Consider the following 16,482-nt stretch of genomic DNA (forward strand, 5'->3'; position numbering starts at 1 on the left):
CCCCAGAAACCCCCACCAACCTCCGACAAGTGACAGGGAAGTGCTTATGGCTGGCAACAAAGACTGCTCGGATAAGATGACCAAGGTTCAGGATCAACTCAGAATGGCCAGCTCGCCACGCATGCATGCGTTGCAAGAGCAAATCGACCGGATCACCAGCGCCGCCAACACGCCAGGCCTTCGTGCGTTTCAAGAGCAAGTTGACCGAATAACCAGCGCCGCCGGCACACCAGGCATGCGTGCGCTTCAAGACCAAATCGACCGGATCACCAGCGCCGCCAACACGCCAGGCATCCGTGCGTTTCAAGAGCAAGTTGACCGAATAACCAGTGCCGCCAGCACACCAGGCATGCGTGCGCTTCAAGACCAAATCGACCGGATCACCAGCGCCGCCAACACGCCAGGTATCCGTGCGTTTCAGGAACAGATTGAGCGCATGGTCGCAGCGGCGAACGACAGCAGGATGACCAACTTGTTGGCTCAGACTGTTGCCTCGTATCAAGGACTGACTGCTGACTCAGTATTGGCAAGCTACCTCGTATCAGAGTCGGATTCCGCCGAACCAACTACACAAACCGTCGAAGTAGAAGGTTTCGATAGTCTAGAGGTTGGTGACTGGGCAGAGCTTGAGGTCACCGGTTACAGCGACATTGATCACCAGATTGTTGAGGCGATCCAGAACGGAAAGGTAGAACAGTTACCGGAGCCAGCCACCCAGCGATTACAACTGGTCATCGCACGCATAGTGGTGGCCTGGGACATGCTGTTGAGGATATTCAATACCTGCATGGCTGTGGTTTATCTATCGGCCTTGATGTCTAGCACCACTGCCCCTTTAGATATCCCTAAACAAGCAGAACAGCTTTCCAACGAGCAGCGCGAACTGCTGGCCGATTATCGTGTTGTGAACCGTGAAGGTGCCAGGCTTAGAGCTGAGGCGACCACTAACAGTCAGGTGATTAGCTCACTCAAACTAGGCACGCTCGTAGAGGTCATCGAGTACAACGACAAGGGGTGGTATCGCGTTGCTACAGAGATCGATGGCCAGTCCGTACAAGGCTGGATGTACGTCACAATCACCACACCAGTGCCAAAGCCCAAGTACCCACGTGGACACTTTGTGGTCGCTGAGATCGAGTAAAAAGACAAGTTCACTCACCCTTAAACGACAAAAGCCGCGCAATGCGCGGCTTTGAAGATGGTGGGCCCACACGGACTCGAACCGTGGACCAAAGGATTATGAGTCCTCTGCTCTAACCAACTGAGCTATAGGCCCTCAGAGGCCGGCGGATTATACCGATGCGCCTGGCCGAGCGCCAATCTCATGCGCAGACTGCCTGGCAACATCGAAACGACACTGTACGGTGCGCCATTCCTAGAAAAGTACTGAGGCTGCTGCAGGAGCGCGACCTACAACCCTGAACAGGCGCGAATATCTTAAGCAGCCTGACCTGAGGATTCGACAGTGAGCCGAATAGCCGACATTATCAGCTCACGTAATGAGCCGAATAGGCTCGCTAATCGACTCACAGATGAGCAAGCCCATGAATGCCCCCTTGTGGATCTGGCAGCAGCACGATTGGCCTCACTTCAGTTGGCAAGCCGAACCACTTGCCCCACTGCTGCGTGCCTGCACCCAGACCCAGGGGCGCTTGCTTGGTATGCTCGGTGCCGTGGGTAACGATGCCGAAGCGCAGAGCAGCCTGGATGCCATGCTGCAGAACATCGTCACCTCATCAGCTATTGAGGGCGAGCAGTTGAATGTCGGCTCAGTGCGCTCCTCCCTGGCAAGGCGTTTGGGGATAAACGAAGAAGGACGTACCACGGCACGATCAGAGGGACTGGCAGAACTGCTACTCGATGCCACCCGTGCACATCAGCATCCGATGGATCTGCAGCGGCTGTATGGCTGGCACCGCTGGCTGTTCCCAAGCGACGACAACCTGTTGGCTCGCCCACTACGTATTGGCACGCTACGCGACGAAGAGCCTATGCAGGTTGTTTCCGGCCGACTCGACCGCCCCACAGTACACTTTGAAGCCCCACCACGCGCCGGGCTGGAAGAACAACTGGCCGACTTCCTCACTTGGTTCGAGAGCAGCCGCAGAGATACCAGTCTCGATCCGTTGCTGCGCGCCGGCATTGCCCATTTCTGGTTCGTTACCCTGCACCCATTCGATGATGGCAACGGCCGCCTTACTCGCGCTATTACCGACTTGGCACTGGCTCAGGGCGAGCAGCAGGCCATCCGCTTCTACGCCATATCAGCGAGCATCTTCGACGACCGTGCTGGCTATTACCGCATACTAGAATCTAGTCAGAAGGGCCCGCTGGATATCACCGCCTGGCTGCAATGGTTTCTCGGCACACTGCTCAAGAGTCTGGAGCAGGCCCTCGCCCGCATCGACAGAGTGCTAGCCAAGGCGCGATTCTGGCAGACACACCGCAGCCAGATCCTGTCTGCCGAGCAAATCAAAGTGCTTAACCGCCTACTCGATGGCGGTGAACGCGGGTTTGAGGCCGGTATCAGCGCCGCTCAATACCAAGCAGTGGTCAAGGTTTCCAAAGCCACTGCCACTCGCCACTTGAGAGACCTCCTTGGAAAAGGCTGCATCGTGCGACTGCCTGGCGGCGGGCGCAGCACCCACTATCAGATTAATTTCGCGGCGAATGGGCAAGGCAGCGAATCCCCTAATTGAGCAACGCAGAATATTCCAAAGCAGCCGGTCGACCATTGATTGCTATTAGCAATTAGTCATTAAGCCCTTGAGCTACCCAAGGCAATTGGCCATTATCCGATTCTGTGCCTGGTATTCGAATTTTTAGGCACGCCTGCTCGCTCAGATAACGAGCGTCACTCTAGCGGCTTTGTTCAAGGAAGAAAGCGCATGGAAATGCTCTTATCCGTTGCTCTTGTTGCGGTCACAGCGTTGTGTGTACGGGCGTTCCTAGCAGCGAAGACAGCTCGCAAAGTTCATGCTGGCGAGCTTGCACTGCGTGATTTACGCATTCACGAACACGAGCAACGCATTACTCAGCAAGATTCACAGATCAAGCTGTTGCAGCTCGAAATATCCTTACTCTCCGAGGAACGCGAAGAGCTGCTGAAACGGGTTGGAGCTCTCGCACGCTACACCCATATCGTTGATGTTGAAGCTGAAGCCAGGAGCATCGCAGCCAAAGCCGAGAACTTACTGGAAAAGGCCAGGCTAGAAGCCAACCACTTACGTCAGCAGGCAGAACAATCGGCCAGAAACACCCTTGACCAAGCTAACCAGAGATCAAGGGCCACCCTTGAGCAAGCGGAGCAACGGATTGGACGCGCGGGGCAGGAGGCGAGCAACATAATTGCTGCCGCCCAGCAGCGCGCTGAAGAGATTGCCGGTGATGCCTACACGGCAATGAGCCGTGCCAAAGAATTCACCAATACCGTTCAGGCGATGAAAAACCTCATTAAGGGCTACGGCGATGCCTACATCGTGCCCACCTATAACCTGCTCGACGATTTAGCTGATGAATTCAGTTTTACGGAAGCAGGGCAAAAGCTGAAAGATGCTCGTGATACTAGCCGCATGATGGTCAAAAGTGGCCTGGCTGCTACCTGTGACTATGTTGAAGCGAATCGTAAGGAAACCGCCATTCGCTTCGTGACCGATGCATTCAATGGCAAGGTCGACTCGATCCTTTCGCGTAGCAAAACCGATAACCACGGCAAGCTGGAGCAAGAGATCCGCGATGCCTTCGCGCTGGTTAATCACAATGGTGCCGCCTTCCGCAGTACGCGCATTACAGACAGCTATCTGACTGTGCGACTTGAAGAGCTCAGGTGGGCAGTGACAGCCAAAGCGCTCAAAGACGAAGAGAAAGAAGAGCAACGCCGACTGCGCGAGCAGATACGTGAAGAAGAAAAAGCACGCCGCGAATATGAACGGGCCATCAAGGATGCAGCGAAAGAAGAAGATACGCTGCGCAAGGCCATGGAGAAAGTGCAACGGCAAGTGGAAGCAGCCAATGAAGTACAGCGAGCCGAATTTGAGGCCAAGCTGTTTGAGTTGGAGTCGAAGCTGCGTCAGGCCGAGGAGAAAAACCAGCGCGCCCTCTCCATGGCCCAGCAGACCCGATCCGGCCATGTCTATGTGATTTCTAACATCGGCTCGTTTGGAGAGGAAATATTCAAGATCGGTATGACCCGCCGACTGGAACCGCAAGATCGTATACGTGAGCTGGGTGATGCCAGTGTGCCGTTTGAATTCGACGTACATGCCATGATCTTCAGCGACGACGCACCTGGCCTGGAGAAAAGCCTGCATCGCCACTTCCTTCGTCAGCAGGTCAACAAGGTGAACCCTCGCAAGGAGTTTTTCCGGTCAGGACTGGAGGCTATTCGCCAGGAGCTGGAGACTTTGGGGGTCGAAACACACTGGACAATGACAGCTCGCGCCCATGAATACCGCGAGAGCCTGCGCATCGAACAGCAGATACTTGAGAACCCCGAGGTCGAGCGCGAATGGACGAAGCATCAGCTTGAGGTCGAGGCGGAAATTGAAGAAGAAATCGAGGCGATTAGCTGACTCAACGACCACTGGGTGCCGCCCTGAGGAAGCATGGCGCTAGGCCTACAACAACATAAAGGACTGCACATGGACTACAGCGTCATCCTCCGGCCCGTCATTGACACAATGATCTGGCTAATTCCGGCCATGCTGCTGATTGGCCTGCTCAAGTCTCCTTGGGCCAAGGGCCATATTGGTGAACTCCTAGTGCGATTTTTCGCCCATTGGCAACTGGACAAGCAGACCTACCGCTGCCTGCACAATGTCACCCTGAACACGCCCGACGGCACTACGCAGATCGACCATGTATTCCTTTCGCCCTACGGCATCTTCGTGCTGGAAACGAAGAACATGAGCGGCTGGATCTTCGGTAGCGAGAAGCAGCCAGAGTGGACGCAGAAGCTCTACAAGCGCACCTTCAAATTGCAGAACCCACTGCGGCAGAACTACAAGCACCTCAAAGCACTGGAAGCCACCCTTGGCGTTAACCCCGAGCACCTTCATTGGCGGCAGCACCTTCAAAACCGAAGTACCAACCAACGTCACCCTGGGCATTGGCTTGATCCGCTATATCCAGTTATCCCAGCAGCCGGTATTCAGCGAGGCTGAAGTCGATGCCATGCTGAAAACCTTACAAACCGGCCGCCATGCACCGACCTTCGCCACACACCGCAAGCATGTGCAGAACCTCAAGCGGTGGGGTGATCCGACAGCTGAGCGACATTGTCCGAATACGGCAGTGCTCTGCGGATCAGAACCGTAAAATCAGGTGAAAAAGTGGGGTAGCAGTTTCAGCCTGTTATGGTTTCCCCAAATGCAGAATGATTCAAGGTTTTTAGAAAAATCAAGAAGATGCACCAGGGTATCTTCATATTTGAAATGAACTTAATGACCTCTGGGCTTATTAAATATTAAGTATTGGAGAACACGATGCAGGATACAATAAGAGAAATATTAGAAGCAGCCAAAAAAATTGACTTCGAAAATGCAAACGAAGCTGAAACCAGACTAAAGGTAATTGACAAGATACTTTTCGACATCCTAGGCTGGACTCACAATGATGTCCAAGTCGAAGAAAGAGTATCGGAGGATGGGAGCACCACATATGCGGATTATGTAATACGCACGGCAAGCACAGCCCTAATAGTTGAAGCAAAAAAAGGCGGCTCAGTATTTAAAACTCAAGCAAAAGAGCGGAGACTGAAACTTTCTAAATCAAATTTACAGGGAGAGCTTGAGAGTGCAGTACTACAGGCTCGCGAATATTGCAGGAAGCTAGGGGTACAGTTCGCAGTTGTGACTAACGGTAATCAGTGGATTATATTCCCAGCCAACAGGATAGACCAAGTTACCTTTCATAATTCTTATGCGCTAGTCTTCAACTCCCTACAATCAATCTTGGTGGATGACTACGCTGAGTTCACAGATATCCTATCAAGGCATTCCGTAGTCAATTCAAGCTTGGAAAACTTCCTGCTCGGATATACCGAAGATCAAATTGAAGGGCGTCGACTGAGAAACTATTTTCAAAGCCCAAGATCGGAAATGCGAAATCCTATCTATCCATTGATAGAGCAAGCAATAACCACATCCTTTTCTGATACGATGATAGAAATGGATCCCGAACTGTTCGAGCGCTGCTACGTTAACTCGCCGGAGAAAATAAAATTTGATCGGCGAATAAATATGCACATCTCAAAAAGCCAGCACTTGTTTAGTTCTCAGCCTGCACGTCCAATGCAGAAAAAAGACTCAAATTTTTTTCGTGACAAAATAAAGAATCTGAAAAACGCTTCCAAACCCCTTGCGATAGTAATTTTAGGAAGCGTAGGGGCTGGCAAAACTACTTTCCTTCACTACACAAGGCATGTAACGGCTGCGTCTGTTTTTGAAAAAAAGCCGAATGAGGTATACCCACATTGGATACCTGTAAATTTTATAAATTACACCAAGGATCAAACTCCAGTTGACTTCATATATGAATCAATAAAGGAGTATATTATCGGCGACCAATATTTTTCCAACTTCAACCTCTGCATTGAAAAGGCATACAGCAAAGAACTTGAGGCTATAAGAAAAGGCCCGGCATTTCTAATTTCAAAAAACCAAGACCAGATAGACCAACTAATAACAAAGAAGCTTACCGAGGATTATGATAAGACCAAGCCGTATGTGGACAAGCTACTGAGACATGGGGCTTCTCAGGCGCCCATCTTTGTAGTTATCGACAATATAGACCAGATTGAAGAGAAACTTCAGTCTAATATATTTACAGAAGCCGTTGCTTTTTCGTCTAAACTCCACCTCAATTTAGTCATTGCTCTAAGAAGCTCTACATATGTTGAGCACCGTAATTCCCCCGCATTCAATGCATTCGATTTTGATCCAATACTCATCGAGCCACCTAAGGTTGAAGCAGTACTGTCAAAAAGATTCTTTTTGGCAAAGAATTTGCTTTCAGGCCAGTCTGGAGATTTCACGTCTGAAAATGGAATGAAGGTGCATGTTTCTGACCTTGCTGTTCTTATTGAGCTAATACAAAGTTCAGTTTTGGGGACTGACGTTGGTGGGCTGCTTGAAGTTCTAGCTTCAGGTGACGTTCGTAATGCATTACGCATGACTCGAGAGTTTGTCGAGCACGGCTACTCCAATCCTGGCAAGGCATATAGCATTCATGTTTCTGGTGAAAAGTACACGCTTCCCAAACATGAGGCGTTACGAGCGATTCTTCTCGGTAATCAGTCTGTATATAGTGAAGCATTCTCCCTCATAGGAAATCCTTACGATTCTCATCTGGGTCGCACGACACTACAGATGACTCGTATTTTTCTCTTATCTGCTTTAGTGCAATATTCTTCTGATGCAGCATTCCAATACCTAGATGGTATTGAAATTAATAAATCCCTGAGAAGTGTTGGTATTGGGGATGATGCAGCCTTGAAACTCCTCAGTGACCTTTGTCGTTTCCGCTTTTGCTATACTGGCGGCCATGGTGAGGCCGACTTCAAATCAAGCTATTACCCTAGCCGTCTTGGTGGGTATGTCGTCAGAGACCTTATGTCAAATTTCATGTTTGTTGAGAACATGATGATGGATACGTTTGTTGCGGACGAAAAAGTATGGACGAACCTAAACCAGCTCGGTCGAGATATATCTAACAGTCATAACAGTAGAACCATTAGGGTTGCATATCGGATCGAGAGAGTGAAGACTTTTCACTCCTACATGGCTGAGTTATATTCAGTGCTTTGCGACGAAGCAATCAGGAGGGCTCTCCCTAAAGAGTGGCATATCAATGTGCTTAAGGAAACTTACCCATTACTGGAGGTTAACATGCGAACTGCTCTGGAGTCAGCAGAGCGAAACTACGGGCGTTTGCCAAGTACACTTGATAGACCTGTATAGTAATTGAGCTTCTTGGCCAGGCAGCTTAGCCAAAATCCAAGTAAAAGGAAAAGACTACAATTTAAATAGGGAATTGTAGTTTTTCCTGTTCAGCGTAATCAGTAGAAAACACTTTGAATTTCATCTAGTGTGGGTACGATCGCGAACTCACATTCCAGCTCGCGCGGTAGTTACACCTACTGAAAGATCACCCTTTTCGATTGCGATGATCTTTTTCCGGATGACAGCGGCCAATGCCGCAAGCCTGGCTTGCGTCAGCCCTCAATTGAAGCGGCGCTGCCGGGCCTGCTCGCCAAGGCGTGTCCTGATGAGGGAATAATCCATGTTCTATATACGTAACAAATTAGAATCAATGTAACGTATACCTAACTCTTGAAAAATCAAAGCAGATGAGGCAACCGAGCAACAACAGAGGTGAGACGGATTAGCGGATTTTTAAATCTTTCATCTGACAGGAAGTAAACCTGATCGATTGGAGGTAAAAACGATACGCTAGCAGTACAGTACCCAGAGCCTGAAGCTTTCGTAATTACGCCAATACTAGTAACCATGCTACTTACAGCTCATAGTACCTACGCTCAGCTACTCATAACTTCACTAGGTTTGTCCTTTCTAGGCAATTCATAATCCTTTACTCTACCGGGCAATGGTCAAATCGGACTAACCTGACCACACTCTGGAGCCGTCTCTCCCGTAGCCAGCCAAAGCGCATACTTTTTAAAACGAGGATGGTTGGCGACCTTGAGGAACGGTACCAATCCCATGTCAGTGATCGAGGCCTCGTACTTCTTCCAGCTACTCAGGCTGATATCCACCTCCCGGCAAAACTCTCCCTGAGTCAGGTTCTCCCTGGCGCGTATCGCCTTCATTTTTGCCGGCAAATCCAATGCAACCCCCTTGACAGGTTCCAACAATGGAACCATGATTAGTTCCAAGATTGGAACCTTAAGAAAACAAGCTTCGGCAGGTTATCAAAAGCAGTACGTCCTCGACACGCTATGCGTGCGCGATGTCGTGCCCCTGCAGAAAAGCACACTAATCCATACCTGTCTCAGGAGGTCTTATGGATAAAGCCTTTACTCCTCTCGTATTGATGCGCCATCGCCAATCGTTGCGCGGGGTGATGATCGATCGGCAGCCCTGGGTTGGTGCTCGGGAGTTTGCGCGCTTGCTTGGCCATCGCCGCCCGGAGCGGGTCTGCCGGCTGATGGATGCCGACCAGTTGCGCCTGGTGCATTTCCAACTCGCCAGCGGGCAACTGGAGGCCGTGGAGGTACTCAGTGAATCGGGGATGTACCGGGCGCTGTGCCGCTTCTCGCACCCGGAGAACCGCCACCTGCGTCGCTGGCTCAGCCATGTGGCCCTGCCTGCGCTGCGTGATAGTGACGTTACCGAGGGATATGAGCCGTCACGCCGCCTGATGGCCTGGGGCAACGGGCAGGTCAATCTGCTGGAATGGCAGGGTGAGCTGTGGGTTGCCCTGGATGAACTGCCGCGCTTCCATGGGCAGGCCCAGGCTGCACCCTCCCCGGCCGGCTCATGGTTCGCGCGCTGGTGGCGGGGCCGGTTGCAGGCGGGGCGGTAATCCATGACAGGCAACGCGCCAATGTTATGAGGCTGCCCTGGGGCATGCAGACATCACCATACAGGGGCATGGCCATTCATAATTGCCGCACCAGCCTCTATCATTGGATAAGTCAGCGTCCTCATCCAACGTCTCTTATCCCGCCAAGCGCTCCAATGGCGCAGGGCGATACGAGCACAACACCGCCTAAGCCAGGCCTGTGAACTTGACGAGTCAGACTTCAAAAATAGGTCACCTCAGACGCCTGGTCGCGATCATGACCAGTGTCGTGGGCGTGGCCTTTTTGCTGCTTACCTACCTGCAGGTCGAGTGGGACAAGCGCGAGGCGCTGAAGCAGCATGTCGACGATATGCAGAACCTGTCGACGGCGCTTACCCGGCAGGCCGAGTCGACGATTCGCGATGCGCACACGGTGCTGATCGGTATCGAGCGCAAACTCGAGATTTCCGGTTATGGCCCGGAGAGCCTGCACGAGGTACTGGAGGTATCTCGGGCCCAGTTGGGTGCGCTGCGTGATGTCGAGGGGTTTACCGTGATCGGCTCGGATGGCCGGCCGCTGATCACCACGATCGCCGAACCCAACGCGACCTATAACGCCACCGACCGGGATTACTTCGCTCTTCATCGCGTCGATAGGAATCACGGCCTGTTTATAGGTACGCCCATTGAGAGCCGCATGACCGGTGAGCGAGTAATCTCACTGTCCTTGCGTCTGAACGGTGCCAACGGCGAATTCCGCGGCGTGGTACTGGCGACGCTGCTGATCAAGCGCTTCCTCGATTTTTATCGAACCATCGACCTGGGTAGCGAGGGTGTTATCAGCCTGGTCAAACGGGATGGGACGATCCTCGCCAGGTCGCAGGTGATGACCCAGGGTTTCGCGCTCAATGTGGCGAAGAGCCCCGTGTTGCACATGGTCAACGACGAGGGCGTGACGCGCGGCAGCATGGTACTGACGGCGATGCTCGATGGCATCAGGCGCATCTATGGCTTCGACTCCAGTGCCGAGTATCCGATTCTGGTGGCGGCGGCGGTATCTGAAGAGCAGGCGATGCAGTCCTGGAAAAACCGCGCACGACAGACCTGGGGGCTGAGCAGCATCGTGCTGCTGTTGCTCGTTTCGATGGCCTGGCTGATCTGGCGCGCGCTGGTTCGCCAGGGTCTGATGGAGGCCAGCCTGAAGGGCATGCATCGTGACCTGGCAGAAGCCAACCATGCGTTGGAAATCATCGCTGGCGAAGATGCGCTCACTGGCCTGGCTACCCGCCGCCGCCTGGATGAAGCCCTGCAGGCCGCCTTCAGTTCCGCGCCCGCCCAGGATCAGCCATTGTCCTTCGTGCTGGTCGATGTGGACTACTTCAAACGCTTCAACGATCAGTACGGCCACCCGGCCGGCGACGAAGCGCTCAAACAGGTGGCCGCGGTGCTCAAGCGGCATGCCAAACGCAGTGTGGACACCACCGCACGCTATGGTGGTGAGGAAATGGCGCTGGTTCTTCCCGGTGCGGAAAGCACGCCTGCGCTGGTCGTCGCCGAGCGGATCCGCGCGGATGTCGAGGCCCTGGCGATTGCCAACGAGGGCTCGCCCTACGGCAAGCTGACCCTGAGCATCGGTGTCGCGTCCTGCGTTCCGGGGCGGGATATGCCGACGCCTGCCGCACTGGTCGCTGCTGCGGATGTCGCCCTGTATGCCGCCAAAGGTGCCGGCCGCAACCGGGTGACACGCGCCGAGAACCCCGCCTGATTCATCCACCGAAGAGCCATTCCCCCGGCCGCGGCTTCGGTGCCCAGCTTTTTGCTGGTCAACGACTACAAAAACGCTAATTTCGCTATCCCCCTCCTCTGAACACAATGCCCTCAACGCACGAGCGGCTTGCGCAAAACGCCCGGCCTCCTTCAGAGGGACATAGAAATGACTGTCGAGAAAATCGAAATAGATACCCTGGTGGTTGGCGCAGGCCAGGCCGGGGTAGCGATGAGCGAGCACCTGAGCAAGTTGGGTGTGCCGCACCTGGTGCTGGAGCGCGACCGCATCGCCGAGCGCTGGCGCACCATGCGCTGGGATTCGCTGGTGGCCAACGGGCCGGCCTGGCACGACCGCTTTCCCGGCCTGGAATTCGACATCGACGACGATGCCTTTCCCGCCAAGGAGCAGGTAGCCGCCTATTTCGAAGCCTATGCGCGCACCTTCAACGCGCCGATTCGCACCGGTGTGGAAGTGAAGAAGGTACGCCGCAATGCCAATCGCCCCGGCTTCACCATCGAAACCTCGGAGGGCGTGATCGAGGCCAACCGTGTTGTCGCTGCCACCGGGCCATTCCAGCGCCCGGTGATTCCGGCCATCGCGCCGAAGGACGAACGCCTGACGCAGATCCACTCCGCCGAATACCGCAACCCGCAGCAGTTGCCAGCCGGCGCGGTGCTGGTGGTGGGCGCTGGCTCCTCGGGCACACAGATCGCCGATGAGCTGATGCAGGCCGGCCGCCAGGTATATTTGTCGGTCGGCGCTCACGACCGCCCGCCACGCGCCTACCGCAACCGCGATTTCTGCTGGTGGCTGGGTGTGCTCGGCGAGTGGGACGCGGAGATCGCCAAGCCCGGTCGCGAGCACGTGACCATTGCCGTCAGCGGCGCCAATGGCGGCAAGACCATCGATTTCCGCCGTCTGGCCCATGAAGGCATGACGCTGGTTGGCCTGACCCAATCCTTCGAAAACGGTGTGGTGCGCTTCGCCGACGACCTGGCCGACAACATCCGCCGTGGCGACGAGAATTACCTGGCACTGCTCGATGCAGCGGATGCCTATATCGCCCGCAACGGTCTCGATCTGCCGGAAGAACCAGAAGCGCGACGTATACCTGCCGACCCGGCCTGCATGGCCGAGCCATTGCGCGAGCTCGACCTGATCGGGGCTGGCGTGACCTCGATCATCTGGGCCACCGGTTTCGCCACCGACTTCAGCTGGCTGGAAGCCGATACCTTCGATGCCAACGGCAAGCCGCAGCATCAGCGCGGCGTGTCCCGTGAACCGGGCATCTATTTCCTCGGCCTGCCGTGGCTGTCGCGCCGTGGTTCGTCGTTCATCTGGGGCGTGTGGCACGACGCCAAGCATGTCGCCGATCACATCGCCACCCAACGCAAATACACCGCCTATCGCGATGCCGAGCAGCGCCAGGCAGATGCCCCCATCACTCGTCTGCAGGGAGTCAAATGATGCCCACTCATACCCGTATCCGCATGTTCAACACCAAGGACACCTACCCCAACCAGTCCCTGGACAATGACCTCTGCCAGGCCGTGCGCGCCGGCAACACGGTGTACGTGCGCGGCCAGGTCGGCACCGACTTCGAGGGCAACCTGGTCGGCCTCGGCGACCCGCAGGCGCAGACCGAGCAGGCGATGAAGAACCTCAAGCAACTGCTGGAAGAGGCCGGCAGCGACCTCTCGCACATCGTCAAGACCACCACCTACCTGACCGACCCGCGCTACCGCGAGCCGGTGTACAAGGAAGTCGGCAAATGGCTGAAGGGGGTCTTCCCCATCTCCACCGGCCTGGTGGTGTCCGCCCTCGGCCAGCCGCAGTGGCTGATGGAAATCGACGTGATCGCGGTGATCCCGGACGATTGGCAAGCCAAATAGGAGGCAGGCATGACCTTTTCCATCGTCGGGCGTTGCCCGGAAACCGGCCAGTTGGGCATCGCCATCAGCTCGTCGAGCATCGCGGTCGGTGCACGCTGCCCCTGGCTGCGTGCCGGCGTCGGCGCGGTGGCCACGCAGAACGTCACCCTGCCCGCCCTCGGCCCGCAAATTCTCGACCTGCTGGAACAACAGACGCTGGAACCGGGCGAAGCATTGCAGCGCGCCCTGAGCGCCAATGGCTGGAGCCAGTATCGCCAGGTCACGGTGATCGACAGCCACGGCCGCACCGCGCTGTTCAGCGGTAAAGAGGCGCTGGGGCTGTACAACGCGATGGCCGGTGAACAGTGCGTGGCGGCGGGTAATCTGCTGTCGAGCGAAGCGATCATCCAGACCATGGTTCAGGCATTCGAGAATGCCAGCGGGCAACTGGCCGACCGCCTGCTCGCCGCCATGCATGCGGCGATGGCCGCCGGTGGCGAAGCCGGCCCGGTGCATTCGGCCGCGCTCAAGGTGGTGGGCGACCTGATCTGGCCGATCATCGACCTGCGGGTCGACTGGGCGGATAGCGACCCCATTGGCCAACTGGATGGGCTGTGGCAGGCCTACCGATCACAGATGCAGGATTACCTGACTCGCGCCCTCGACCCCACGGCCGCGCCGAGCTACGGAGTGCCGGGTGATGAATGAGCCCAGCAGCCGCGCCCTGCTCGAGCGGCTGATCGGCTTTGCCACGGTCAGCCGTGATTCCAATCTGCAGTTGATCGAATTCATCCGCGATTACCTGGCGGGGTTAGGCGTCGACAGTGAGCTGTTCCACAACGCCGAAGGCACCAAGGCCAATCTGTTCGCCACCATCGGCCCCCGTGATCGAGGCGGTGTGGTGCTGTCCGGCCACACCGACGTGGTGCCGGTGGACGGCCAGGCCTGGACGGTCGACCCGTTCCACCTGACGGAGCAAAACGGTCGCCTGTATGGCCGAGGCACGGCGGACATGAAAGGTTTCATCGCCTGCGTGCTGGCGGCGGTGCCGGGTTTTCTGCAACGCCCACTGCAGGTGCCGGTGCACCTGGCCTTTTCCTACGATGAAGAGGTGGGCTGCCTCGGCGTGCGCTCCATGCTCGCCGAACTGGAAAAGCGCCCGCACAAACCGACCCTGTGCCTTATTGGCGAACCCACCGAACTGAAGCCGGTGCTCGGCCACAAGGGCAAGCTGGCGATGCGCTGTGAAGTGCATGGCGCAGCCTGCCATTCGGCGTATGCGCCCTACGGCGTGAACGCCATCGAATATGCGGCGCGCCTGATCGGCCATCTGAGTGATATCGGCGCGCGGCTGGCGCAGCCCGAGCATCACGACGCGCGCTTCGACCCGCCCTTCTCCACCGTGCAGGCCGGCCTGATCAAGGGTGGCCGTGCACTGAACATCGTGCCCGCGGAATGCGAGTTCGATTTCGAGGTGCGCGCGTTACCGGGTTTCGATGCGCAGAGCGTGGCGGATGAATTGCAGAGCTACGCCGCCCAGCAACTGCTGCCGAAGATGCAGGCGGTGAGCGCCGATAGCGACATTCGTCTGCAACCGCTGAGCGCCTACCCCGGCCTCGCCACGCCGCCCGACAGCGAGGCTGCACGTTTGCTGGCGAGGCTCTGCGGGTCGAGTGATTTCGGCACCGTGGCCTTCGGCACCGAAGGCGGGCTGTTCGACGGAGCCGGCATCCCCACCGTGGTCTGCGGCCCCGGCAGCATGGATCAGGGTCACAAGCCCGACGAGTTCGTCAGCGTGGAGCAGCTGCAAGGGTGTGATGCGATGCTCTCGAGACTGGCGGATTACCTACGCGAGCCGGTTTGAGATTCGGTTGTTTGGTGGGCTAAAGCGACTCGCCGCCCGGCCCACGAATCGTAGGGTGATCCTGCGACAAGTCGCGTTATCGGTCGGGTAGCGTAGGTGAAACCCATCTAAATCTGATGGGTTGCACCCATCCTACGGGCTGCTGAGATTGGCAGGTTACCTACGCGAGCCATTGTGAAATCCGGCTACGTGGTGGTGGATGAAAAGAGCGTCATCCACCCTACGTAGCGCACGGACGTAGGGTGGGGTCCGGCCCACCAATTACGATTGCCGGCCCCCTGCGACCGCCTGCTCACTCAATTCCCCCAACCGTTCGCGGCAGAAGTCCACGAACAATTGCGCCGGTTTGGTGAGCTGGCCACGTTTGAGGCGTGCCGCCACCAGCCCGGAGGTGGCGACGGGTTCGGCGATATCCACGGTCACCACACGCTTGCCGTCGTAGGTGCATTCCGAATGCGGGCGGGTGACCAGCAGTGAGAAGCCGAAGCCCTGGCCAACCATGCCGCGCACCATCTCGATCGATGGCGAGCTGAACACGATGTTGGGCGTCAGCCCCAGCTCGTGGAACAGGCTGACGAAATAAGTACGACTGGGCTGCACGTCGAGCAGAATCATCGGCTCCAGGCACAGGTCGCGCAGCGACACCTGGGCCTGGCCGGCGAAACGATGGTGTTCGGGCAACAGCACGTAGGGCTTCTGCGGTGGCATCAACGGCTCGGTGGCGATGGTGCCATCGAGGTCGTGTTCGTAGAGAAAGGCCAGGTCGAAGGAGCCGGCGGTCAGGCCTTGCACCAGTTCCTGCTGCTCGCCATCGCGAATGCGGATGTCTACACCCGGATAGCGCTCGCGAAAGCCGGCGATCAGTTGCGGCAGATAGAGCGGCGCCACGGTTTCGAAACAACCGATGTCGATCTGCCCGGCGACGATGTCGTTGTCGGCCAGCGCGTTCTGCTCGAACTCCCGCGCCATGCGCAGCAGTTGTTGGGCCTTCTCATAGAAGCGCGCACCGCTCGGTGTCAGCGATACGCCCTGGGCGTGGTGGCGAATGAACAGCTGCACGCCGAAGCTTTCTTCCAGGCCCTTGATCGCCGTGGAGATGGACGGCTGGGCGATGTACAGCTGCCGCGAGGCCTCGGCCACGCTGCCTGCTTCCACCGTGGTGACGAAGTACTTGAGTTGCCTGAGGGTGTAGGTAGCCACGTGTCGATCTCACCACCATTACTGTCTGCACCTTACCCCAGTAATGCCTTGCTACGGAGCCGCCGCTTGCAAAGTTTTTTCGTATGTCTCGAGCATATTTTTACTAATTTTCCTCCTCGCCAGACTGACGCACCATATCCCTCACTCGAACAACGCACAGGTCGCGACGACGACCTGAACGGATTGCCGTTCACACTCACCAGGCGAGCGGACGCCCATAACAAGAACCATCCCCCTGACGCGTGGTACGACGCGCA

At 56.2% G+C, this 16,482-nt stretch carries 13 protein-coding genes, 1 tRNA gene and 1 pseudogene; 11 read left to right on the plus strand and 4 right to left on the minus strand.

Features of this window, described 5'->3' with window-relative positions; translation table 11 throughout:
* Positions 1-46: 46 nt before the first annotated feature.
* Positions 47-1,141, plus strand: a complete 1,095-nt coding sequence (locus tag DNK06_RS07825; RefSeq protein WP_131179473.1) for an SH3 domain-containing protein — start codon at positions 47-49, stop codon at positions 1,139-1,141.
* 58 nt (positions 1,142-1,199) lie between these two features.
* On the opposite strand, the gene DNK06_RS07830 is transcribed toward DNK06_RS07825, so the two are convergent.
* Positions 1,200-1,276: transfer RNA gene (locus tag DNK06_RS07830), tRNA-Ile, on the minus strand.
* A gap of 268 nt (positions 1,277-1,544) precedes the next feature.
* Between DNK06_RS07830 and DNK06_RS07835 the strand changes: the two genes are divergently transcribed.
* The 3 genes and pseudogenes from DNK06_RS07835 (at position 1,545) to DNK06_RS07845 (ending at position 5,392) form a co-directional block, all read left to right on the plus strand.
* Complete coding sequence (locus DNK06_RS07835) at positions 1,545-2,699, plus strand: Fic family protein (protein WP_131179474.1); 1,155 nt, start codon at positions 1,545-1,547, stop codon at positions 2,697-2,699.
* Positions 2,700-2,888: 189 nt separating this feature from the next.
* On the plus strand, positions 2,889-4,571 hold the full coding sequence (locus tag DNK06_RS07840) for an SNIPE associated domain-containing protein (protein WP_131179475.1): 1,683 nt from the start codon (positions 2,889-2,891) through the stop codon (positions 4,569-4,571).
* A 69-nt stretch (positions 4,572-4,640) separates the two neighbouring features.
* Positions 4,641-5,392, plus strand: a pseudogene (locus tag DNK06_RS07845) (nuclease-related domain-containing protein).
* A 65-nt stretch (positions 5,393-5,457) separates the two neighbouring features.
* Here the strand turns inward: DNK06_RS07845 and DNK06_RS25510 are convergent.
* On the minus strand, positions 5,458-5,658 hold the full coding sequence (locus DNK06_RS25510) for a hypothetical protein (protein ID WP_131179476.1): 201 nt from the start codon (positions 5,656-5,658) through the stop codon (positions 5,458-5,460).
* Positions 5,659-6,290: 632 nt separating this feature from the next.
* On the opposite strand from DNK06_RS25510, the gene DNK06_RS25195 reads away from it, so the two are divergent.
* On the plus strand, positions 6,291-7,958 hold the full coding sequence (locus DNK06_RS25195) for a P-loop NTPase fold protein (RefSeq protein ID WP_369073643.1): 1,668 nt from the start codon (positions 6,291-6,293) through the stop codon (positions 7,956-7,958).
* Between the two features lie 650 nt (positions 7,959-8,608).
* Here DNK06_RS25195 and DNK06_RS07865 read toward each other — a convergent pair.
* The gene (locus DNK06_RS07865) at positions 8,609-8,881 is read right to left on the minus strand and encodes a helix-turn-helix domain-containing protein (protein WP_423228050.1); all 273 of its coding nucleotides are present in this window, start codon (positions 8,879-8,881) and stop codon (positions 8,609-8,611) included.
* 140 nt (positions 8,882-9,021) lie between these two features.
* Between DNK06_RS07865 and DNK06_RS07870 the strand changes: the two genes are divergently transcribed.
* The 6 genes from DNK06_RS07870 to argE all read left to right on the plus strand — a co-directional run bounded on the left by DNK06_RS07870 (position 9,022) and on the right by argE (position 15,025).
* The gene (locus DNK06_RS07870) at positions 9,022-9,543 is read left to right on the plus strand and encodes a BRO-N domain-containing protein (RefSeq protein WP_131179478.1); all 522 of its coding nucleotides are present in this window, start codon (positions 9,022-9,024) and stop codon (positions 9,541-9,543) included.
* A gap of 256 nt (positions 9,544-9,799) precedes the next feature.
* Entirely contained in the window at positions 9,800-11,287 is a 1,488-nt protein-coding gene (locus DNK06_RS07875) for a sensor domain-containing diguanylate cyclase (protein WP_131179479.1), read from the plus strand.
* 168 nt (positions 11,288-11,455) lie between these two features.
* Positions 11,456-12,757, plus strand: coding sequence for a flavin-containing monooxygenase (locus tag DNK06_RS07880; RefSeq protein WP_131179480.1), 1,302 nt, complete (start codon positions 11,456-11,458; stop codon positions 12,755-12,757).
* Positions 12,757-13,182, plus strand: coding sequence for a RidA family protein (locus DNK06_RS07885; RefSeq protein ID WP_131179481.1), 426 nt, complete (start codon positions 12,757-12,759; stop codon positions 13,180-13,182). The genes DNK06_RS07880 and DNK06_RS07885 overlap by 1 nt, the downstream gene beginning before the upstream one ends.
* Positions 13,183-13,191: 9 nt before the next feature.
* Entirely contained in the window at positions 13,192-13,869 is a 678-nt protein-coding gene (locus DNK06_RS07890; RefSeq protein WP_131179482.1) for a DUF1028 domain-containing protein, read from the plus strand.
* Complete coding sequence (argE, locus tag DNK06_RS07895) at positions 13,862-15,025, plus strand: acetylornithine deacetylase (protein WP_131179483.1); 1,164 nt, start codon at positions 13,862-13,864, stop codon at positions 15,023-15,025. Before DNK06_RS07890 ends, argE begins: the two co-directional genes overlap by 8 nt.
* Before the next feature lie 261 nt (positions 15,026-15,286).
* Here argE and DNK06_RS07900 read toward each other — a convergent pair whose 3' ends face one another.
* Positions 15,287-16,225, minus strand: a complete 939-nt coding sequence (locus DNK06_RS07900) for a LysR family transcriptional regulator (RefSeq protein WP_131179484.1) — start codon at positions 16,223-16,225, stop codon at positions 15,287-15,289.
* Positions 16,226-16,482: the final 257 nt, after the last annotated feature.

The sequence above is a fragment of the Phytopseudomonas daroniae genome (assembly GCF_004327285.1).
Taxonomy (GTDB): domain Bacteria; phylum Pseudomonadota; class Gammaproteobacteria; order Pseudomonadales; family Pseudomonadaceae; genus Aquipseudomonas; species Aquipseudomonas daroniae.